The following is a 22,968-nucleotide window of genomic DNA, read 5'->3' on the forward strand; positions in this document are numbered from 1 at the left end:
TCTTAAACATAAAATAGAGGATATTCATATTTATAATATGAAAATTGGTTGTAACTTTGCGCGCTCTAAAGATGAATGGATAACTCAATGACTAACCAATTAATTTATGGAATTGAATAAGAACTTTAAAGACGGACTTTGGAGCAAGGAGATCAACGTAAGAGATTTCGTTAGTAACAACATCACTCCTTATTACGGGGATGCATCCTTTCTACAAGGACCTACAGAACGGACGAAAGCGGTTTGGAATTGTTGCCTCAAAGCACTTGAAGAAGAAAGAGCCAATAATGGGGTACGCTCTCTCGACCACAAGACTGTATCAACCATCACTTCTCATAAAGCCGGATATATTAATAAAGAAAATGAACTGATTGTCGGATTACAGACAGACGAGTTGCTGAAACGTGCAATCAAGCCGTTTGGTGGCATCAATGTAGTGGCAAAGGCTTGTCATGAAAACGGTGTTGAAGTTGACGAACGTGTAAAAGACATCTTCACACATTACCGTAAAACCCACAATGACGGTGTATTCGATGTATACACGGAAGAGATTCGTTCGTTCCGTTCATTAGGATTCTTGACCGGGCTACCCGATAATTATGCTCGCGGACGTATCATCGGTGACTACCGCCGTTTGGCCCTTTACGGCATCGACCGTTTGATTGCAGCCAAACAGGAAGACTTACACCATTTGACCGGACCTATGACAGAGGCCCGCATCAGACTTCGTGAAGAAGTAGCCGAACAAATCAAGGCCTTGAAAGATATAAAGGTTATGGGCGAATATTATGGTCTGGATCTCAGTCGCCCGGCTTATACTGCACAAGAAGCCATCCAATGGGTATATATGGCTTATCTGGCTGCCGTGAAAGAACAAGACGGTGCTGCCATGTCGTTGGGTAACGTTTCGTCTTTCCTTGATATATATATTGAATATGATCTGACACATGGAAATATAGATGAAAGTTTTGCTCAGGAACTGATCGACCAGTTTGTCATAAAGTTGCGGATGGTACGCCATCTGCGTATGCAATCGTACAATGATATCTTTGCAGGCGATCCTACATGGGTTACAGAATCTATTGGCGGACGCTTCAATGATGGTCGCACAAAGGTTACAAAGACTTCCTTCCGCTTCTTACAAACACTGTATAATCTGGGACCATCACCGGAACCAAACATGACAGTACTTTGGAGCCCCGACCTGCCCGAAGGTTTCAAAGAGTTCTGTGCAAAAGTATCGATTGACACTTCTTCCGTCCAGTACGAAAACGATGATTTGATGCGTGAAGTACGCCAATCGGATGATTACGGCATCGCTTGTTGTGTATCCTATCAGGAAATCGGAAAGCAAATACAATTCTTCGGGGCACGTTGCAACCTGGCCAAGGCATTGCTGCTTGCTATCAATGGCGGACGCTGTGAAAACACCGGTACGGTAATGGTAAAAGATATCCCCGTGTTGACAAACGATGTTCTGAATTTTGAAGAAGTAATGAACAATTACAAGAAAGTGCTGACACAGATAGCCCGGGTATACAATGATGCCATGAATATCATCCACTATATGCACGATAAGTATTATTACGAAAAGGCTCAAATGGCATTTGTAGATACCGATCCTCGCATCAACCTGGCTTATGGAGTTGCAGGGCTTTCTATCGCACTCGACTCACTGTCCGCCATCAAATATGCAAAAGTAAAAGCTCGACGCAATGAAATCGGACTGACGGAAGGTTTCGATATTGATGGAGAATTTCCATGTTTCGGCAACGATAATGACAAAGTGGACCATCTGGGAGTCGACTTAGTGTATTATTTCAGTGAGGAACTGAAGAAATTACCTGTTTACAAGAATGCCCGTCCCACACTTTCGTTGCTGACGATCACTTCCAACGTGATGTATGGCAAAAAGACCGGTGCTACTCCTGACGGACGTGCCAAAGGTGTTGCTTTTGCTCCGGGCGCAAATCCGATGCATGGACGTGATAAGAACGGTGCAATCGCCTCGCTGAGTTCGGTAGCCAAACTGCGGTACCGTGATTCACAGGACGGCATCAGCAATACTTTCTCCATCGTGCCGAAATCACTGGGTGCAACTCTGGAAGACCGCATTGAGAACTTGGTGACGATGATGGACGGATACTTCACAAAAGGAGCGCACCATCTGAACGTGAATGTCCTGAACCGTGAAATGCTGGAAGATGCCATGGAACATCCTGAGAAATATCCGCAACTGACCATACGTGTGTCAGGCTATGCGGTCAATTTCATCAAATTGAGCCGTGAACATCAATTGGAAGTAATCTCTCGCAGTTTCCACGAACGTATGTAATTTGTTTGTAAAATGATAAAAGTACATTCATACGAAAGTATGGGAACATTCGACGGGCCGGGACTCCGGCTCGTTGTTTTTCTTCAAGGATGCAATTTTAGATGCTTGTATTGCGCCAATCCGGATACGATCACCACGAAAGGGGGAACACTTACCGATCCGGAAGAGATTGTACGCATGGCAGTCAGCCAAAAACCTTTCTTCGGCAAACGAGGGGGGATCACGTTTTCGGGAGGAGAACCGACATTGCAAGCAGAAGCATTACTACCTTTATTCCGCAGGCTGAAAGAAGAAAATATACATATCTGCTTGGACAGCAATGGCGGACTATGGAACGAGCAGGTGGAGGAATTGCTGAAATTGACAGATCTGGTATTGTTGGACATTAAAGAATTCAATCCCATACACCATCAGAAGCTGACGGGAAGAAGCAATGAACAGACCTTACGCACAGCCGAATGGATGGAAGAGAACCACCTACCATTTTGGTTACGATACGTTCTCGTACCGGGATATAGTGATTTTGAAACGGATATCCGCGGATTAGGTGAGCAATTAGGGAAATACCGGATGATCCAAAAAGTGGAAATACTCCCTTATCACACATTGGGTGTACATAAATATGATGCCATGGGACAGGATTATCTGCTTAAAGGGGTGAAAGAAAATACACCCGAACAGCTTGAGCAAGCAGCCAAACTGTTCAAAGAGTATTTCAAAACAGTGCAAGTCAATTGAGAACATAAAAAAGGGAAGCTTTTTAAACACAAATATATGCAGAAAAGCTTGACTTTCACTTTTTAAAGCAGTATCTTTACGGACGTAATCATAAAATAGTTTCAGTTAAACTACACAAAAAGGAGAAAGCCATGGCTTTCTCCTTTTTTATTAACAATCCATTCTTAAAGCAGTCAAAAAGGGGAATATGATTTATTTATATATTTTCCCCCGGTGAGGAAGAAAATCTTCATCGGTGAGGAAGGGTATCTTCATCGGTGAGGAAAGCCAGGTTCATCGGTGATGAGACCATCCTTCCTCGGTGCCCAAAATATAATTTAGCAACAAGCCGTCAACCGAAAGCAGCAGACGTTAATAATTAATAAATCTGCTCTTGACAGATTTTTCAATAAGTAAAACGAATTCCCCCTTGAATATTAAAGTTACAAGGTGTCTCCTTACGAATCGTTTGGATATCCGAGCCATCATCAAAGAAATAAGCAACACCCGGTTCCACGTAGATACCGACATGCTTCGTTGCATTAAATTGCGCACCCACAGCACCTGATACTGAGAACTGTAACGGATCTATCGTCAACTTATCCTTGCCTCTTTTTCCATAAACACATTTCTCTATCATTCCTCCGGCAGCCACATACAGCGTAAAACGATTTTTATCCAGAAAATTCCAATTAGCACGAAGAGGAATGCCTATGTAATGCAGCTTCTGGTTTATTTCAGCAGTGTTCCCCACCATTTTCACATCCGAGGACAGTAATGTATATGTCACTCCCGTCTCCACCGAAAAGCCTTTAGGCAACTCTTTGCGTACAGACAGGCCGAAAGCAATCGGCTGACGATGCTTAATGTCCACTATATCATTTGCATTCTGCAGATAGGGCACACCTTCTTTAAAAACGACCATCTGATCGGAAGGGATACGGATCGTTCCGTCTTCCTGATCGGATGCCAGATTAATTCGTGCCCCATTTTCCTGACCGTTCATATTACTTTTAGGGTTTTCAGAATCCATCCTACCTCCTGCATTACCAACGGCTGCACCTACCGACCAACGACCTTTTTCCCTTACAGGTTTCCCTACCGGCAAATGCAATTTATCTTTACCTGAAGGTCTACGCGGGCGTACTGTGGCACGTTCGTCCTTAGTTTCCGTTTTTGCTTCTTCAACGGTTTCTTTCTTTTCCTTAGGGGGAACCACAGTTTCTCCAACAACTTCGTGTTCTCCTTTCTCCTCATCAGACAGCGTGGTTCCATCAAGTACCGAGGGTTCGAGAGCCGCTCTCTTCGTATTTTTTCTGACTACAGCTACTATAGGACGCATCTCTTTTACAGGTTCCACTTCAGGAACTTCCATATTCGGTTTAGCTGTCAACGGCAAGTGATCGGGTTCGGCAGGCAATTCAGGGACTACCGCATAGCGTATTTCATCTGCCACAGGGCTATTAAGGAAATAAACACTTACGGACGAAGCAATCAGCAATATCGCTACCGCTGCTACTGCTACCCATCTACGGTATGGATATATAATCCGTTTCTCAGCAGGGGATACCAGCTCCTTTTCCAGCTGTTCCCAACCGAAAGTGGGTACAGGCTCGGAGTAGTTCTCTAACTTCTCCTTCAGCTTGTCCATCCACTGTTCTTTATCTTTTATATTCTCATCTTTCATCTGTCATTCGTCATTAACCATTCTTTCACCTTCCTGACCAACACACTTTTAGCACGAAACAATTGTGAAGCTGAGGATTTTTCATTAATGCCCAATAATTGGGCAATCTCTTTATGTGACTTATCTTCAAATGTATACAAGTTGAATACAGTACGATATCCCACAGGCAAATCTTCTATAAATTGCATCAGCACTTTTTGCGGAATGACATCTATCGCTGCTGCATCGGGTTCTTCGTAAGTTTCAGGGACTTCTTCCAAACCCATAGCCTGACTCATCACATCGTTCCGGCGCAAATACTGCAATGCCACATTTACCATCACACGTTCCATCCACGCTCTTAGAGAACCGTCACCACGCCAGGTGAACTTATCAAAAGAACTGAAAATCTTCAGGAAACCATCATGCAGCAAGTCCTGTGCCGTATCCCTGTCACCGGCATACCGAAGACAGATGCCGAGCATCCGCCCTGCATATTGCTCATAAAGTTCCTTGCGGGCACTATTATTTCCTTGTCTGCATTGTGCCGCCAGTTCCTGTTCTTCCATTCTCTTAAACACGTGTTTACACTATAAATGCAGCAAAGATAGAAATACTGCATAGAGAGTACAAATCTTTTATGGCTTTTATTTCTTTAACATTTTAATGCGCAATATTCTGCCATTTAAAGCATTTACCTTACAAAAACAGAAACTAAAAAACCAAACATTATCATGAAAAGATTGAAATTAATTGCTGCAACTCTGCTTTTATTGCTTGTACCTTTCTTGCAATCCTGCCTTGATGACGATTGCAACGGATTCGATTGTTTTCCTGAGGACACAGAACTCGGTATCGCAACAATACATCTGACAGATGAGAATTCTACCAACGAGTATTACTTCACATTAGACAATGGAAAGACCGTATATCCTGCCATTAAAAAATACAATGACAGTAAGAAAATCATAGAAGGTCAGCGTGCATTCATCTATATAAAAACGATCGACAACAATAGTCCCGAGGCGGTAGAAGGATATGATTTGAATGCCGAGCTGTTTTACATAGAAACCATATTGACCAAACCCATCATTCCATTGACAAAAAAGACAGCCGATAGCATCGGAGACGATCGTATCAACATGACCCACCATTGGGTGGCACAGGGCTATCTGACGATGGAATTCCAGTATTACGGTACTCACAACCCAAACCAGAAACATATGCTAAACCTGGTGGACAATGAAGATACCGAGTTGGTAGATGAAGAAGGGTACATCAACCTCGAATTCCGCCACAATGCTTACGATGATGGAAAAGCCGATTTGGGTGAAGGCCTTGTCTCTTTTAAACTGGATAAAGTGGCCAAGGAGATGGAAACAGCCAAAGGATTGAAGATACGTGTAAATACCATTTACGATGGTATAAAATATTATAAGATCGACCTTGAGAAAGATACCAGAAGCAACGAGGCAATGACAACACAACAACTTAATCCATCTAACTATACAGACAATACATACTATTAATTCTGATTAATAAAATGTGAAAACGGCTACTTTCCTCTTTGTGAAAGTAGCCGTTTTTCATGCATATACATTGTCTATTCAATTTAATAAAACCGAGAGCAGCGAATAGATCATACCAAAAACTGTACAGCTTGCAGACTCAACATCTCTTTCGGAACGGCCGCACGTATTTCGTCTTTCAGCACAGTCAACAGGCTGGTACGGATAAAGTCTTTGTTGGTGGTAAGCACAACCGGACGTGTAGGACGCGGTATGGCAAACGGACGTACCAGTTCTTTCTGTTCGGCAGATAATTGGAATGTTGCCAGTTCAGGGATAAACGTAATGCCTTTCCCGCTCTCCACCATACGCATAAACGTCTCCATACTTCCTAATCGGTAAGCCATTTGATTCAACTTCACTGCCTCCATCTGGCAAAAACGCATCAACTGGTCACGGAAGCAATGCCCTTCGTCAAGCAACCATAAGCGTTCGCCTGTTATATCCGATGTACGGATAACCTCATGCTTGAACAGAGGTTCCTTACGCGACACATATCCGAAAAATTGTTCATAGAAAAGGATTTCTTCCGAAAGCGAAGGTTCATCCAGTATACTTGCCAGAATAGCAGCATCGATCTCACCATCACGGAGCGCCTGGCGGATATCTTGCGTTTTCATCTCGGTAACACGTACATCCAATTCCGGATACTTCTCCATCAACTGTGGGAAAAACCTCGGAAGTAAATAAGGTGCAATGGTGGGCAAGACTCCCAGACGGAATGTACCTGACAAAGATTGTTTCTCTTCACTGATAATATCTTTCACCTGAGAGGTTTCTGACAGAATGACCCGAGCCTGGGCTATCACTTTCTCTCCCACTTTAGTAGGACTCACCGGCTGTACGGCACGGTCAAAAAGCTTCACTCCGAGTTCATCCTCCAGTTTCTGTATCATGGCACTCAATGTAGGTTGCGTCACCCGGCAATATTCCGCTGCTTTTGCAAAATGCCGGAACTGGTCTACGGCCAAGATATATTCCAATTGTTGTATAGTCATCAATCAAAGTTTTAAGAGTTATAGATTCTGTCTATGCAAAGATAGAAATTATCAGTTTGACACGCATACATTTCCGCCTTATCTTTGCAGTACGAAAAAGAAAAATAGTATTAATCAATAAAATAAAAACAATATGAAAACTTTAGATTACATCCACTTAAGTGAATCGGGAGCAAACAGCGTAGTAGCATCTTTAAATCAATTGCTGGCAGATTTCCAAGTATATTACTCTAACCTTCGCGGTTTCCATTGGAACATAAAAGGGCACGACTTCTTCGTGCTGCACAGTAAGTTTGAAGAATTGTACAATGACGCAGCCGAGAAAGTTGACGAAATTGCAGAACGTATCCTTCAGTTGGGAAGTACACCCGCCAATAAGTTCAGCGATTACCTGAAAATGTCCAAAGTCAATGAAGTAGACCATATAAGTAATGGTGACGAAGCTCTGCAGAATATTCTCAAAACATATAGCCACCTGATTGGTGAAGAGCGGAAATTGCTATCCGTTGCTTCACAAGCAGGTGATGAAGTTACCGTAGCCTTGATGAGCGATTATCTGAAGGAACAGGAAAAGATGGTGTGGATGTTGACAGCTTACAACACAAAGTAAGTTTTATTCCCGTAGATTTTACCTCCTGAAATTTTTGATCTGGACCCCGATAGTTTTAATCGAACTGAAGGGTTCAGGTCTTTTTTATAAGGCATCTTGGCTCTCCTATCTTCACCCTTATTCAAATGTCACAAACATATCCTTCAGATTGACAGTAACTTTCCTGAATAGATTGACCAAACTCATACCCAGTATTCCATCCTCGTTTCCACCATAGGTTACAGGGACATAACTGACACTGATATCACTAATCTCGACAGGAATATCTCCAATGCTGAATGACGCAGAAGGGATACGAAGTATTTCCTTTTTCTCAATGAAATTAAACCCTCCACCGATACCGGAATCTTTCTTACCGATACTGTCTAATCGGTCTTTATATTTTTGGTAATAGGGATAATAAAGCTCCCCTGTAGTACATCCCGTATCAAAAATAAATTTTAATAGATCGTTACCGGAATATGCTTTCAGCACAGGGCAACCATTAGGCATCATAAGATTTCTACCCGTTGCCGGAAGTCGTGTCGATTGCAATGGAAATACTACTTTTCCCTCTTTCGGATAAATCTGGAACTCTCCCGTCAAGTTCATAAAATCAATCCCAAGAATTGCATCTACCTGCAAAACGCTATCCATTGCATTGGGACGCGCGATAGTAACCTTTGCGTTGTGGAATGTCATCTCTCCTACTTGGAGACTGTCCAGATATCCTAACATTCCATAACTTGCTCCCGGAAGCCCGCCATTGATAAGAAATGAATCCTTGACAATACTGACTCCTACTTCTTTGGCAAATCGTTCGGACATATAGGTCGTACCTGCTCCGGTATCAAAAATAAAATGATACTCCTTTCCATGTACTGTCACCGGCATTAGTATTTGCGTTCCTCTCCACCCTTTTTCATCTACCGATGTAGGCAGTTTGACTTTTTCAATAGAGACAGCAACTTCTACATCTTTATCAGGACGAGTAAGTGCCGGTGAAGGCAAATCCCGAAATTGATTGAAAAATTCATAAAGATTAGCAACAGGCTCTATATCTTCAGTCATCCCCGCAGCTTTCACTCCGGATATAAAATCCTTTAAACCATCTGCGGAACGAGCATAATTTCCACGATTCCAATCGATACTCGAAGCGAGGGTTACTAAATTTTGTATATTACCAAAACCTAATTCCCCCTGATGTTCCGCCATCAATTGACCGATACATTCAATAGCTCTATCAGGCTGATTAAAATTAGTAGCGAGCATAGCCTCAGCCAATAATTTAAGAAAGTCTGCCTGAATAGAATCTTTCAATACCGGATATTCTTCTTCCAAAGAAAACCAATCAGACCGATTAATCAACTCCCCTACCCTCATATCCGCTTGTTGAGCCTGAATAGCCATAACGAATAACATGCTCCAAATTGCAAATAGTAATTTCTTCATAGTCCGCATTTTTTCTAACTTGCGTAAAAATACGTATTATTTCAGAAAATAAAAGTAAGGTTCAATATTTATTTATCCAATCATCTATTTTACAATAATCTCATCTGTGAAAATCCATCCTCCTTCTATGTCATTAGAAAAGGCATGATATCGCACATACCGGGCCTGAATCTCTCCTTCCCAACGATAGGTACGAAAAGTAAGCTTACTTTCCGTCACAGGTACATCTGTCGATAACCGTTCCAATTCCATGAAAGAACTTCCATCATCAGACACCGAAATTACAACCTCACGAGGCAGCCATACGTAAGGTCCCCTCAACTGCATAAATTCAGCGGAAATAAGATGGAGATCGGTCTTTTTCCCTAAATCGATCGTCACATCCATGTCTTTATTAAGAAAACCTTGCCACCGTTTATCACCATAAGTCCATCCACCTCGCAAACCATCCACTAGGGCAGAATCACCTCCGGCAGTATATTGGTCGGCATAGCGATTTACATAATATACCGGTTTCATTTTGGCTAAATGTTCTACCGTTTCCTTTACCTCAGCTCGTTCTCCTATTTCTTGTTTCAAATCAAACGGATTATACCCGTTAGCCTGTAACCATTCTGTTTCTTTTAGCACACATTTTCTGAAATGTTCCAGGTTCTTCTTCTCCGGTTGTGTCCATGCCACCTCTGCTATAGCTAAAAGACGAGGATAAATCATATACTCCATATGTTCCGGAGTTGGCATATATTCTGCCCATACATTGGCTTGTACCCCTTTGACATGAGTGGCTTCTTTTGCAGATAACATTGACGATACAGGATCATAAGAATAGACATTATCAATTGTAAGATATCCCCCTATCGCTTCCGGTTGCGTAGTAGGAGCATCTTGATAAGCATCCAGATAACAATGACTTCCCGGAGTCATAATTACATCATGGCCAGCTTTTGCAGCGGCAATGCCACCTTGCTCTCCACGCCAGGACATTACGGTAGCCTCTGGAGCTAAACCACCCTCCAAAATCTCATCCCATCCCAGTAAACGGCGATTATGAGCTGACAAGAATTTCTCCATCCGATGGATCAGATAACTTTGCAGTTCCTTCTCATTATTCAACCCCTCCCGTTTCATCCGTTTCTGACACAAAGGACAATGTTTCCAAATTTCCATATTAGCTTCATCTCCTCCGATATGGATATATTCTGAAGGAAACAGTTCCATCACTTCCAACAAGACATTTTCCAAGAAGGTAAAAGTCTCTTCATTGCCGATACAAAACTCTGAATTCACATAGGGTTTGCCGGAGCATGACAGTTGTGGGAATACGGCTAAGACTTCTTCCGAATGTCCCGGCATTTCTACTTCCGGAATCACTGTAATATGGCGCAAACGGGCGTATTCAACTATCTCACGCACATCGTCTTGTGTATAATATCCACCATCAGCTTCTGGAGCATCTTTTGTACAATAAGTACGTCCCCCTTCCCACCACGCTTTCCAATTCGGATAAGGACGATAGGCCGTTTGCTCGGTAAGTTCAGGGTAACGTTTGATTTCAAGACGCCACCCGGCACCATCCGTCAGATGCCAGTGAAAGCGGTTTAGTTTGTACCGTGCCATCGCATCTAACTGTTTTTTCACAAACTCCTTTGTCTTGAAATGACGTGAAACATCCAGATGTAAACCTCTGTATGGGAAACGGGGTGCATCCTTTATTTTCGCTAATGCAAAAACAACCGAATTATCCGTATTTTGCTGCACCAATTGAAGTAGCGATTGGAAACCATAGAACAATCCGACAGCAGAAGTTGCGGATATAGTAAGAAAGCCTTTATCTATTTGTAACTGGTAACTTTCCTCCGAAGAGTATCCCGGAATCGAATCTACTATACAAAATCGAATAGGAGCGTCTTGTACATTCCCATTTTGGGGCTCTAGAGCCAATGGTGATTGTTTCAGATAAGAAGTAAACTCTTCCCCTTCATTTCCTTTCAAATCGGAAATGAAAAGCAAAGGTTTAAATAATGTTAGATTACCTTCAGAAACCTCCACAGATTGTGGTTGTGGTATTATGCAACAAGCAGGTTCTTCCTTGGCACAACCTGACAACATGAAGACAGTAATCCAGAAAAGGTTGACTAAATTTCTCATAGCAATTAAAATGTTTTATAATAATACAATCCAAAGCATAAACATACTAAAAAATAAGACTGTCCTAACAAACCATGTCCGGACAGTCTTTCTACTTTTTACCTTTTAAACCAACTTTTATTTTATTGAAAACTCCAAGCACCCTCCATGCACCAACTCATCGTGGGTGATACGGAAGCGATTGATTTTCTTATTACCTAATTTTGCGTCTTCTATATATAATGCGTCCGGCTGTTGACGGGCCGTTGTAATTATCAATTCTTTCTCTTTATACCATTTCGGATCAAGCTTGATCGTAACCTTATCAAATATAGGGGTAGTCAATGTATACTCAGGTAATCCGGGGCAGTCCGGATAAAAGCCCATCATATTGAAAATAGCCCAAGCAGACATTGTTCCCGTATCATCATTTCCGGGAATACCATCCGGTTGAGTTGTAAAATATTTGGCTAACAATCGCTGGGTCTCTTTTTGAGTACGCCATTCTTCACCCTTAAAATAAGAGAAAAGATATGGATAGGCTATATCAGGTTCATTAGCCGGATCGTACAAACCTTCGTCGAATACCTTTTGCAATTTATTAACAAAATGTTTCTTTCCACCCATCAAACGTGCCAACCCATAAACATCATGGGGAACATAAAAAGTATAATTCCATGAATTACCTTCATGAAATCCAGGACTTGGCTCAAAATTTTCTCCCTGTTTCGGATTGAAAGGAGAATAGAAAGTACCATCGGGAAGAATCGGACGAAGTGTTCCAAACTCCTTACAATAATAATGTTTATAACCTAATGAACGATTGTAGAACAACTTGGCATCCTCTTTTTTACCCAAAGCATCGGCCAAGCGGGACAAAGCAAAATCTGCAATGTAATATTCCAAAGCATGAGAAACCGAATTATCATATTGTTCGTGAAGAGGCACATATCCTTTGGACATATAATCATCATTGTCAGGACGCATTAAATTCTCAGCACCTGGAAGAGTAGCGGATTTATACATCGCTTCATAAGCCAGATCAATATCAAAATCACGTAAACCCTTCATCCATGTGTCCACAATTACAGGAATACTCGGATCACCTTCCATAGTAAGAGTCTCACGCCCGTACAATTCCCATTTTGGAAGCCACCCATGCTCACGATACATATCGAGCATAGTACGTACCATATCTATCTGACGTTCCGGATAAACAAGTGTCAGTAATTGATGCACGTTCCGATAAGTATCCCATAAAGAGTAAACAGTATACCGATTTCCTTTTGTAGTCAATATTTTGTCACTTTCCATTGCTGGATATTCTCCATTCACATCCTGAAGGATATTGGGATGGATTAGTAAATGATATAAAGCGGTGTAGAAAACGATCTTTTGGTTTTCTGTTCCACCTTCTACCAAAATGCGAGACAAATCATTATTCCAATGGTTACGCGCTTCAGTATGTATCTGGTCAAAATTTTTCTCCTTTTGTTCTTTATCCAAGTTAAGTCGTGCATTTTCTATACTGACAAATGAAACTCCCATCTCTACCTCCACTTGTTCACCTTCTTCGGTATCAAAAGTGAAATAGGCACCAATATCATCACCAGCTATTTCTTTTCCATATTTGGTATACAGTTTATACTTACCATTATCAGGGTCCCATTCTGCCTCGACACCACTCATTGGTCGTTGTTTTTTCCAATAACCTATCCCGGAAGGTTGCTTGTTGACACGCATCACAAAGTAGATTGGAAATACAGCTTGCGGATTATAACAGAAAGTACCTAGTAATTTCATACCCTCTATCTCCTGTGAATTTACCCGACGAAGTATTGCACCGGTTTCATTGGTAAGTCCCTCACCCAAATTAAGTAAGATGTGGCTTTTACCTTTTGGGAATGTAAAGCGGGTAACTCCGGTACGGGGAGTGGCTGTAACTTCTGTCTTTACATTATATTTAGTAAGATAATTCGAATAATAGCCGGGAGAAGCTTGTTCATCTTTATACTGGCTACCATACTCTTTGTAATCCACATTCAATTCTCCCGTAGTAGGCATCAGTAATAAAGAGCCTAATTCAGGACAGCCCACACCGCTTAGATTGACATGCGAATAACCAGTAAAGAAACAATTATGATATTCGTAAGGAGTAGACCACCAACGGGCATCTTTATCGTATTTATTGTCAGCAGAACCCATTACATTAAAAGGAACGACAGACATCATCCCATTGGGACAGACCGCCCCCGGATTAGTCGTACCAAAATTGGTAGTACCGACAAAAGGGTTGACATAATCAACAGGGGTAAGTTTGTCTCCACCGCCTGCATAAGCAGGAAGCAGAGACAAAACTAATGTGCAAGTTAACAATATTCTATTCATAACAAAACTGTAAGAGAAGGGAGAATCGATAAGGGAGATGGGAGAAGGATCAATTCTTAGTCCCTCTCACTTCTCCTCTCTTTTATAAGCTTTTTGTTTTTACAAACTCAATAATCTCGGAAATATATCCGAATGCAAGTCCTGTGACTGTATCTGCCGCCCCATAATACAGAGCAACCTTTTCACCATCCTGCAGAGCTGCACAAGGGAATACCACATTGGGAACATCACCTTGCAATTCATACGGAGCAGCAGGAGCAAGTAGGTATTCTCGCGTACGATATAGTACTTTCTCTGGATTGTCTTTATCCAAAATAGCTGCTCCCATGGAATAACGGAAACCATTACAAGTAGTGATAACTCCATGGTAGAACATAAGCCAACCGGCTTCAGTCAGGAAAGGAACAGAACCCGCACCAATCTTTGTACATTGCCATGCACTTTCAGGAAACGGAGTTACCTTCATAACACTACGATGTTCGCCCCAATATTTCATATCGGGACTATAACTCATATAAATATCTCCGAAAGGAGTATGTCCATTATCACTCGGACGGCTAAGCATTGCATATTTACCATTTATCTTCTGCGGGAAAAGTACTCCGTTACGATTAAAAGGTAAAAAAGCATTCTCACACTGAAAAAACTCTTTAAAATCGAATGTATAGCCTATACCGATTGTAGGTCCATGATAACCATTGCACCAAGTTATCCAATAACGGTCTTCTATCCATGTCACACGTGGATCGTACTTATATTCCGACTCGATCATTTCCGTATTACCGGCTTTGAATTGGATCGGTTCATGATTGATATCCCAGTTGATACCGTCTTTACTAAAACCGGCAAAAATATTCATCTGTACCGCTTTGTTATCGCAACGGAACACACCGGCAAATCCATCCTTAAACGGAACTACCGCACTATTAAAAATACTATTTGATGATGGGATCTGGTAACGTTCAATAACCGGATTCTTAGAATACCGCCACATGACATCTTTACAACCAACCGGACGATCTTCCCAAGGCATATTAAATTTCTCACTCATAGTTTTTTTATATTTATATGTATATATTCATTATTATTTCTTAGGCGCATCCGGATATGTGAAGGGCACAAAATAAGTAATCAGGAATGCAGGAATTGTTGCAAATAGAATGAAGATAAAGAAATCCTTATACCCAAGCCAGTCGCTGACAAAACCACTGATCATTCCCGGAAGCATGACTCCCAGATTCATAATCCCTGAAGCAAAAGCATAATGAGCCATTTGATGTTTTCCTGGGGCAACCTGTTGCATCATAAACAATGTCAAGCCCACAAACCCAAATCCATATCCAAAATATTCAAGAACAATGGCACTACCAATCAACATACTGTTAGTAGGCTGATAAATAGCCAATAAAGTATACGCGATAAAAGGCAGATTGAAAATACAGCATAGTGAAAATAGTGTTTTCTTCAATCCCCTATGCGAAATATAATAACCCGCAAGCAAAGATCCCAATACAAATGCTGCCGCTCCATACGTTCCATAATAAATACCGATCTGCTGTTCACTAAGTCCCAATCCACCGATTTCACGACCTGCTTTCAGGAATAGGGGTACGATTTTCATCACAAACCCTTCTGCAAATCGATAAAGAATAATAAATGCAATGTAATAGACAATATGCTTTTTCTTGAAGAAATCAAGAATAACACTCATGAGTTTATCAAATGTAGCTTTAACCGATCGCCCTTCTGCCGTAGCCGCTGCACCGCCCGAAGGAAGCATACGCGTGTGATAAATACCCAAGAGTATCATGACTGCTGCCATAATAAACATCACGATCATCCATCCGTGTACATTTGCCCCATGCATCACTTCCGGAGAAGCCCCTTCCGTTCCTCCAAAATATTTCACAAGCCAACCAGCTATCCAAACCAATCCACCGGATGCTACAATCTTGGCTATATTATAAAAAGCTCCCTGCCAACCGATATACTGAGCTTGTTCCTGTTTACTCAATTCGTTCATGTAAACACCATCGGTAACTACATCGTGTGTTGCACCACTAAAGGCGATCACTGCCAATAAAGCAATAGAGCAGGCAAAGAAATGCGGCAATTGTAATGATAGTGCCACCAATCCGAAAAATACACCGGACAGTATCTGGGTCAGTACCACAAAAAACTTCTTAGTCTTATACATTTCAAGAAACGGACTCCAAAGGAATTTCAATGTCCATGGCATCATAATCAACGAAGTCCAAAGGGCTATTTGCGCATCAGAGATCCCCAAGCCCTTAAACATTAGGACAGAAACCATATTCAAGACTACAAAAGGTAACCCCATAGCGAAGTATACAGTAGGAACCCACGTTACAGGGTCGAAATTTTTTCTATTCATCAACTTAGTATTTTATCGGTTAACGATATTTTAGTGCAATTTATATATAATACAACCGAAACGAATAAATTACTAACTCCCTTACACCACTTTTTTTGGAAAAATGACAAGAAGAGGTAACTTATTCGTTTCGACAACTGTAGTAAACTATTTATTCACTCCTTAAACTCAAACTTCCTTTTTTCAGGCCTTTGCCGGTAACTTCTAAAGTAATATCTCCCGGTTTATCCTGTGTCTGTACAATTGCAGTCATCATGCCGCTGAAAGCTTTCATTTTAGGCAATTGGAAAGATTCCAAAGATGCAGGGTTCCCATTGGCACCGGCATGATAAGTACCAGCTCCTTTCACCTTAAAACGTAGTTCATTATCGGCCACCGGACACAACCGTCCATCTTTGTCCACCACTTTCACCGTCACAAAACAAAGATCTTTGCCATCAGCTTTTAATAGAGTTCGATCCGGTACAAGCTCAAGATGATGAGGTTCGCCTGCTGTGTACATTTCTTTTTGAGCAACAGCGTTTCCATTTTCATCATAAGCTACGACTTTTACTACTCCCGGTTCATATTTCGTATCCATCCACATCAGCCGATAACGCTGTTGCCGCTTAAAATTCATCATAGAAACAGAATCCGCACTGTTATCAACTGTCACAGACAGATCTTTCGTACGTCTGCCCTGGCTTTTACCATTAATAAACAGTTCTGCAGAGGGATAATTCGTGTATACAAACACAGGCGTTATTTCTCCCTCACGTCCCTTCCAATTCCAATGAGGTAAAATATGTAACGTTTCTTCCTTCTTATTCCAATGACTACGGTACAAATAATAACGATCTTTAGGCAAACCTGCCAAGTCCACGATGCCGAATAAAGAAGAGTGGCTGGGCCAGTCAGTATAATAAGGAGTCGGTTCTCCTAAATAGTCAAAGCCCGTCCATACAAATTCACCGATACAATAAGGCAAATCTTCATGCTGAATAAAGTCGTCCTCGGGCAAATTGGACCAACCACAAGATTCCACATCATACGAAGAAGCCTGATGATCCTCATATTTCTTCATCCATGCACGAGTAACCGGAAACTTATAAATGCCTCTGGAACTAAGCGTAGAAGCAGTTTCACTTCCTAAAATTATTTGCTGAGGAAGCTTCTTATAATTCTCCTGATATTTATGAGGACGATAGTTGAAACCAGGAACATCCATCACTGCAGCCATATTATTATTCACCACTGCATCTGGAATATCCATACCTTGCGTCACAGGACGAGTCGGGTCTTCACGATGACAAATATCCTGCAAACGACGCGACAACTTTGGGCCAAGATCTCCATTCCACTGATCGGAAACTTCATTGCCCACACACCACATTACAACACTCGGATTATTACGATAATGTCGCAATACATTAACCAAGTCTTTTTCTACCCATTGATCAAATAACTTATGATATCCGTTCGCACACTTGGCTGTTGCCCACTCATCAAACGTCTCTACCATAACCATCATTCCCATTTCATCACAAGCTTTCACCAATTCGGGAGCAGGCATATTATGGGAAGTACGGATCGCATTACATCCCATATCCTTCAAAACACGTATCTGACGACGAATAGCAGCATCATTAACAGCAGCTCCCAATGGACCTAAATCATGATGATTACATACACCCTTAAACTGCGTTCTTTTCCCATTCAGAAAAAATCCCTTATCAGGTATAATCTTGATAGAGCGAATGCCAAAAGAAGTTTTATATTCATCTTTCAATTCATTCCCCTCATATATTTTTGATTCAGCCATATATAAATAAGGTGTCTCCGGAGTCCAAAGCACAGGATTCTCCACAACAAAATCCTGACTGAAAACCTTATTATCAAATTTTGATAATGGCTCTTCTTCCCGACTAACCATTTTGCCATTAGCATCCTTTATCTCAGTAACGATGCGGTAAGATGCCACATCTTTTTCTCCGGGCATCACCCAAGTAGTATTCAAATGCACATGTGCAAAACTGTCAGTAATGACAGGAGTAGTTACCTGAGTACCCCATACCGGTACATGAGCATCCTCACTGACAACCAAATGAACATTACGATAAAGTCCCGCACCTGGATACCAGCGAGAAGACTCCGTTTCATTTTCTAACCGGACAGCCAATGTATTTTTACTACCAGCATTTAAATAAGGAGTAACATCCAGATAAAAAGAGTTATATCCATAAGGCCATTCACCAGCATTCTTTCCATTCACATATACCTGAGCATGGCTCATTGCTCCGTCAAAAATAAGAGTAGCTTTCTTCCCCTTTGTAAATTCAGGAACTTCAAAATCCAACCGATACCATCCTGTTCCTACAAATGGTAAACCACCAGTACGCCCGGCATGTTCCATGGCTTCTTTTTGTCCGTCCTGCGATATGGCTACTTTCTGTTGATCATTATGAACACTGAAAGGGCCGTAAATTGCCCAATCATGCGGTACAGTCACTGTTTGCCAAGGGCTATCGTCAAAGTTTGTCTGACTAAAGACTGTTTCATCCTCTCGCGTGAATTTCCATCCTTTCTCAAAAGTATGCTTTGTACGGACTGTATCAACAGCCCCTACAGATACGGAGACAAAACAATTCATCAACAATGCCAAAAGAATAAATAAGGATTTTTTCATGGTATTTTATTTAATATGATAAAAATAAAACTCAAACTAGGATGAGGCAAAAATATACAAAATCCATACAAATACCTAATAGAACAGACATAAAATGCATTTAAATAAGCACTTTAGCAACATCTTGAAAAATATGTGATTTCTGTTTAGTAACCATCCATTCACGATTGTATTAATAAATAAGAAACAATTAAAAACCTATAAATTACTATCCATGAATTTATCAAAACACTACGGCAAACTGCTTGCCGCTCCTTTGTCACTTCTTTTATTTGGCCTGATCGCATGTCAGGGAAAAGTAAGTGAGAACCAGTATTCCGTTATTCCACAACCTAATGAATTACATCCAGTTTCCGGAAATTTCCGATTCGACAATTCTACCGTCTTTCATGTTTCGTCAGCATTGGATAAGACTTGTTCCTCGATGATCGACTCTCTGATACGGCAAATTGAAATCACATCCGGTTACCGGATGAAAGCTGAAATCGTGGAAGACAACGAAGCAATGCCTCAAAACGGAATAACTTTTTCATTGAACAAAAATATCGCACCGGAAGGATATGAATTAACGATAGATCCCAATGACGTATCTGTTCAAGCTTCCGACCGTAGTGGAATATTTTATGCTATACAAACATTAAAACAACTTATGCCTACTGCGATATATGGCAAACAAGCCGTGGCCGATGCACAATGGACATTACCTTGCGTTGAAATAAAAGACGCTCCCCGTTTTGGTTACCGTGGAGTCATGATCGATGTAGCACGTCATTTTTTCCCGAAAGAAGAGATGAAAAGGGTTATAGATTTGATGGCTTTGCATAAACTGAATAATCTTCATTGGCATCTATCAGATGATCAGGGATGGCGGATTGAAATAAAAAAGTACCCGAAGCTAACAGAAATAGGCAGTATCCGAAATAAAACGATGATACGTAAAGAATGGGACAACTACGACACTACTCCTTATGGAGGATTCTTCACGCAAGAAGAAATAAAGGAGATTGTGAAATATGCCGATGAGCGATGTATCAATGTCATCCCGGAAATAGACCTTCCCGGACATATGATGGCAGCTTTGGCAGCTTATCCCAATTTAGGATGTACCGGTGGACCTTACGAAGTATCCGGTCAATGGGGTGTACGCGATGATGTACTATGTCCGGGAAAAGAGGAGACCTTCACCTTCATTGAGGGCGTATTAACTGAAGTAATGGAATTATTCCCTTCAAAATTGATCCACATTGGCGGAGACGAGTGCCCGAAAGTTCGTTGGGAAAAATGTCCACATTGTCAAGCACGTATCAAGAAAGAAGGGTTGAAGGCCAACCAAAAACATAGTGCTGAATTTTTCCTACAAAGCTATGTCACCGCTCGTGTAGAAAAGTTCCTGAACGATCATGGGCGTCAGATCATCGGCTGGGATGAAATTCTTGAAGGAGAATTGGCTCCCAATGCGACCGTTATGTCGTGGAGAGGAATGGACGGAGGTATTGAGGCTGCCCGTCTTCACCATCCGGTCATCATGACACCGAACACATATGTATATCTGGATTATTACCCTACACTTAACACTCAAGATGAACCACTGGCCATCGGTGGATATAATCCGATTGAAAAAGTATATTCTTTAGATCCGGTTCCCTCTGCATTGAATGAGGACGAACGTGCTTATATCATCGGAGCGCAAGGCAACTTATGGGCTGAATATATTTTAAGCAGCGATCATCTTGAATATATGCTTCTCCCCCGTCTTGCCGCGTTGAGTGAGGTACAATGGACACAAACCGGAAATAAGAACTGGGATCGTTTTCTAGGTAGTCTGGATCATATTATAAGTGTCTATAATGAGATGGGCGTGAACTATGGAAAACATATATATGAAATATCAGCTACATACGATGTGCCTTCAACAGACGGAACAGTTATGGTAACTCTCTCCACTCAGGGAGATGCACCCATCTATTACACGCTGGACGGCAACGAACCGAGCGAACAAAGCCAGCTTTATAAGGAACCGATCCAAATTAAAGAAAACTCCACATTACAAGCAATGGTTAAGAGAGAGAATATGAAGACCCGAATATTCAAAAAGGAATTCCGATTCAACAAAGCTACCGGTAAACTGCCTACTTTAAATTCTGCCCCCACAGAAAAGTATACTTTTGCTGGTGCTTCTATTCTCACCGATGGACTACGTGGTGATTTCAATTACAGTACTGGCTACTGGATGGGATTCATGAATGAACCAATGGACATTACTATTGACTTGGGAACTCCTACAACAGTTTCTTCTGTAAAAATAGGCACAATGATACAAGTCGGTGAATGGATATTTCCTCCAACAAAAATAACCGTATGGACAGCCGGTAAAGATAATAACTTTCTCAAACAGGGTGAGACTGAAATTCCACTCGCAACGGCAGATATCAAAGACGGGCTGATTGAGTATAGTTGCCTATTTAAAGAAACGGAAGCTAATAAAATCAGAATATTGATTGATACGACTTCAGCCATTCCCGACTGGCATGGTGCAAGAAATGAAAAAGCCCACATGTTTATTGATGAAGTAATAGTAGAATAATCTTTTTCAATTAAGTATTATGAAATAGAGTTATTGCTGACTATAAATCATTTCCCATTCATACAATTTGGGATTTGCGCCAATTAATTGGCGCAAATCTTAAATGGTATGAATGGGTATTCGCAGAAAAACCAATTGGTTCAAATTAATAGATCTAAATTATAATAGAATGTTTTACTCCGAGGTATCCGATGATATAAGCCAATCGTATGTAAAACGCATAAACCATAATTTAAACCCATCATCTCCTGGTAAAGCATCATCCCACTTACCTTCTTCTACAACAACTCCAATAGTACCATCCGATAACACGGTCATTGAAGAATAGGCGGAAAGTCCGGAACATAACATTCTCTTTACTGGCCAACTCTTTCCTTCATCAAAACTAACCAAAATAGAAACATTCTTCCTGATGGATGCATCGTCTGGTATCGAGTGAAGTAAAATGTTTTTGGCAGCACCATCAATAATAGAGGAATACCTTATTATATCACCGTTACATGCAGGATCCTGTATATCCTGCTGCAAATATGATTTTCCCCATGTTTCTCCCCTATCTTTAGACAAACAGAATTTCCGTTTACCTTTTTCACGATTTCGAATACTCATCAAAATCGTACCATCATTCAGTTCTATAAGTTTGGCTTCATCCCCATCCAAATCTGCTGCATTTGTTGAGACATCCCAAGTTACTCCACCGTCATCCGAATAACATACATAATTATTCAATGATCCTCCCCAATCAGGAGTTGTTCGAACAGCCATTGCAAACATAATCCTACCATCTCTTAATTGTAAAGCTCTGCCAGATGCCGCAAAAGCCCCATACCAGTGTCTCCTTCTCTCATCCTGACAATTTTTACCATATATTTGATCCGTAATGTCAGCAGGAGGTGACCATATTTTCCCGTTATCTACACTTCGGGAGATCTTGATTCTCATCAAATCCTCTTCATTTGATTGCCACAATCCGTTTCCTGATGCAAAAATACAAAGTAGACTACCTGTATTTTTATCCAATACAATTGCAGGGTCTCCATATCCGATATCAGTATCATTACCTGCTATGGTAATTACATCCGACCAAGTCTTACCATTGTCTTCACTTCTGCGAGCCACTACATCTATGTGAGAAGGTAAATCATTTATCCTATCCCAACGTCTGTCTGCCACTACCACCAAAGAACCATCCGCTGCCGTCACAATCGCAGGAATACGATAAAAGCGCGAACCGCCATCTCCCATATCAAATAAGAGTGTACGTTCTAAAAGAAGACTTTGAGAATCAGAATTGGATGCAATAGAAACTATGGATATCAATGAAATACAGAAGATTAGACCAAACTTTGCATATACAATAATTTTATTTCTCATAGCTATTAATATTTATTGTAAAAAAAGAAAGGTTACTCGAAATGGAAAATTCCATATTGCTCCAACTAGTTGTAGCTTTCGAGTAACCTTTTTCAAAATATAATCTTTTC

The 22,968-nt window shown here is 41.1% G+C and carries 15 protein-coding genes; 5 read left to right on the top strand and 10 right to left on the bottom strand.

The window, feature by feature from the left end; genetic code table 11:
* Positions 1-106 precede the first annotated feature (106 nt).
* Together pflB and pflA are read left to right on the top strand one after the other, a co-directional pair.
* On the top strand, positions 107-2,335 hold the full coding sequence (pflB, locus tag H8744_RS18110; protein ID WP_262436195.1) for a formate C-acetyltransferase: 2,229 nt from the start codon (positions 107-109) through the stop codon (positions 2,333-2,335).
* A gap of 12 nt (positions 2,336-2,347) precedes the next feature.
* Positions 2,348-3,073: a pyruvate formate-lyase-activating protein gene (gene pflA / locus H8744_RS18115; protein WP_262436196.1), complete on the top strand. Its 726-nt coding sequence runs from the start codon at positions 2,348-2,350 to the stop codon at positions 3,071-3,073.
* A gap of 385 nt (positions 3,074-3,458) precedes the next feature.
* Here the strand turns inward: pflA and H8744_RS18120 are convergent, their stop codons facing one another.
* Both H8744_RS18120 and H8744_RS18125 read right to left on the bottom strand, forming a co-directional pair.
* On the bottom strand, positions 3,459-4,724 hold the full coding sequence (locus H8744_RS18120) for an outer membrane beta-barrel protein (protein WP_369411084.1): 1,266 nt from the start codon (positions 4,722-4,724) through the stop codon (positions 3,459-3,461).
* Between the two features lie 11 nt (positions 4,725-4,735).
* The gene (locus tag H8744_RS18125; RefSeq protein ID WP_262436198.1) at positions 4,736-5,287 is read right to left on the bottom strand and encodes an RNA polymerase sigma factor; all 552 of its coding nucleotides are present in this window, start codon (positions 5,285-5,287) and stop codon (positions 4,736-4,738) included.
* Between the two features lie 165 nt (positions 5,288-5,452).
* Between H8744_RS18125 and H8744_RS18130 the strand changes: the two genes are divergently transcribed.
* A complete protein-coding gene (locus H8744_RS18130; RefSeq protein ID WP_262436199.1) occupies positions 5,453-6,247 on the top strand; it encodes a NigD1/NigD2 family lipoprotein in 795 nt (264 codons plus the stop codon).
* Positions 6,248-6,357: 110 nt separating this feature from the next.
* Here H8744_RS18130 and H8744_RS18135 read toward each other — a convergent pair whose 3' ends face one another.
* Positions 6,358-7,284, bottom strand: coding sequence for a hydrogen peroxide-inducible genes activator (locus tag H8744_RS18135; protein WP_262436200.1), 927 nt, complete (start codon positions 7,282-7,284; stop codon positions 6,358-6,360).
* Positions 7,285-7,417: 133 nt separating this feature from the next.
* On the opposite strand from H8744_RS18135, the gene H8744_RS18140 reads away from it, so the two are divergent.
* Complete coding sequence (locus H8744_RS18140) at positions 7,418-7,894, top strand: Dps family protein (protein ID WP_262436201.1); 477 nt, start codon at positions 7,418-7,420, stop codon at positions 7,892-7,894.
* Positions 7,895-8,011: 117 nt separating this feature from the next.
* Here H8744_RS18140 and H8744_RS18145 read toward each other — a convergent pair whose 3' ends face one another.
* The 6 genes from H8744_RS18145 to galB form a co-directional block, all read right to left on the bottom strand.
* On the bottom strand, positions 8,012-9,325 hold the full coding sequence (locus H8744_RS18145; protein ID WP_262436202.1) for a retropepsin-like aspartic protease: 1,314 nt from the start codon (positions 9,323-9,325) through the stop codon (positions 8,012-8,014).
* A gap of 84 nt (positions 9,326-9,409) precedes the next feature.
* Complete coding sequence (locus tag H8744_RS18150) at positions 9,410-11,473, bottom strand: glycoside hydrolase family 20 protein (RefSeq protein WP_262436203.1); 2,064 nt, start codon at positions 11,471-11,473, stop codon at positions 9,410-9,412.
* Positions 11,474-11,590: 117 nt separating this feature from the next.
* Positions 11,591-13,840 carry a GH92 family glycosyl hydrolase gene (locus H8744_RS18155; RefSeq protein WP_262436204.1) on the bottom strand — a complete coding sequence of 750 codons (2,250 nt, stop codon included), beginning with the start codon at positions 13,838-13,840 and terminating at the stop codon, positions 11,591-11,593.
* A gap of 82 nt (positions 13,841-13,922) precedes the next feature.
* Positions 13,923-14,891 carry a glycoside hydrolase family 130 protein gene (locus H8744_RS18160; protein WP_262436205.1) on the bottom strand — a complete coding sequence of 323 codons (969 nt, stop codon included), beginning with the start codon at positions 14,889-14,891 and terminating at the stop codon, positions 13,923-13,925.
* A gap of 33 nt (positions 14,892-14,924) precedes the next feature.
* The gene (locus H8744_RS18165; protein ID WP_262436206.1) at positions 14,925-16,235 is read right to left on the bottom strand and encodes an MFS transporter; all 1,311 of its coding nucleotides are present in this window, start codon (positions 16,233-16,235) and stop codon (positions 14,925-14,927) included.
* A 151-nt stretch (positions 16,236-16,386) separates the two neighbouring features.
* Entirely contained in the window at positions 16,387-18,900 is a 2,514-nt protein-coding gene (gene galB / locus H8744_RS18170) for a beta-galactosidase GalB (protein ID WP_262436207.1), read from the bottom strand.
* A 214-nt stretch (positions 18,901-19,114) separates the two neighbouring features.
* On the opposite strand from galB, the gene H8744_RS18175 reads away from it, so the two are divergent.
* Positions 19,115-21,484, top strand: coding sequence for a beta-N-acetylhexosaminidase (locus H8744_RS18175; protein WP_262436208.1), 2,370 nt, complete (start codon positions 19,115-19,117; stop codon positions 21,482-21,484).
* Positions 21,485-21,658: 174 nt separating this feature from the next.
* Here the strand turns inward: H8744_RS18175 and H8744_RS18180 are convergent, their stop codons facing one another.
* Entirely contained in the window at positions 21,659-22,858 is a 1,200-nt protein-coding gene (locus tag H8744_RS18180) for a sialidase family protein (RefSeq protein WP_262436209.1), read from the bottom strand.
* Between the last annotated feature and the right edge of the window lie 110 nt (positions 22,859-22,968).

Source organism: Jilunia laotingensis, from assembly GCF_014385165.1.
Taxonomy (GTDB): domain Bacteria; phylum Bacteroidota; class Bacteroidia; order Bacteroidales; family Bacteroidaceae; genus Bacteroides; species Bacteroides laotingensis.

Coding starts and splice junctions, on each gene's coding strand:
- pflB (WP_262436195.1), top strand. CDS start 107: ATGGAATTGAATAAGAACTTTAAAGACGGACTTTGGAGCAAGGAGATC.
- pflA (WP_262436196.1), top strand. CDS start 2,348: ATGATAAAAGTACATTCATACGAAAGTATGGGAACATTCGACGGGCCG.
- H8744_RS18125 (WP_262436198.1), bottom strand. CDS start 5,287: ATGGAAGAACAGGAACTGGCGGCACAATGCAGACAAGGAAATAATAGT.
- H8744_RS18130 (WP_262436199.1), top strand. CDS start 5,453: ATGAAAAGATTGAAATTAATTGCTGCAACTCTGCTTTTATTGCTTGTA.
- H8744_RS18135 (WP_262436200.1), bottom strand. CDS start 7,284: ATGACTATACAACAATTGGAATATATCTTGGCCGTAGACCAGTTCCGG.
- H8744_RS18140 (WP_262436201.1), top strand. CDS start 7,418: ATGAAAACTTTAGATTACATCCACTTAAGTGAATCGGGAGCAAACAGC.
- H8744_RS18145 (WP_262436202.1), bottom strand. CDS start 9,325: ATGAAGAAATTACTATTTGCAATTTGGAGCATGTTATTCGTTATGGCT.
- H8744_RS18150 (WP_262436203.1), bottom strand. CDS start 11,473: ATGAGAAATTTAGTCAACCTTTTCTGGATTACTGTCTTCATGTTGTCA.
- H8744_RS18155 (WP_262436204.1), bottom strand. CDS start 13,840: ATGAATAGAATATTGTTAACTTGCACATTAGTTTTGTCTCTGCTTCCT.
- H8744_RS18160 (WP_262436205.1), bottom strand. CDS start 14,891: ATGAGTGAGAAATTTAATATGCCTTGGGAAGATCGTCCGGTTGGTTGT.
- H8744_RS18165 (WP_262436206.1), bottom strand. CDS start 16,235: ATGAATAGAAAAAATTTCGACCCTGTAACGTGGGTTCCTACTGTATAC.
- galB (WP_262436207.1), bottom strand. CDS start 18,900: ATGAAAAAATCCTTATTTATTCTTTTGGCATTGTTGATGAATTGTTTT.
- H8744_RS18175 (WP_262436208.1), top strand. CDS start 19,115: ATGAATTTATCAAAACACTACGGCAAACTGCTTGCCGCTCCTTTGTCA.
- H8744_RS18180 (WP_262436209.1), bottom strand. CDS start 22,858: ATGAGAAATAAAATTATTGTATATGCAAAGTTTGGTCTAATCTTCTGT.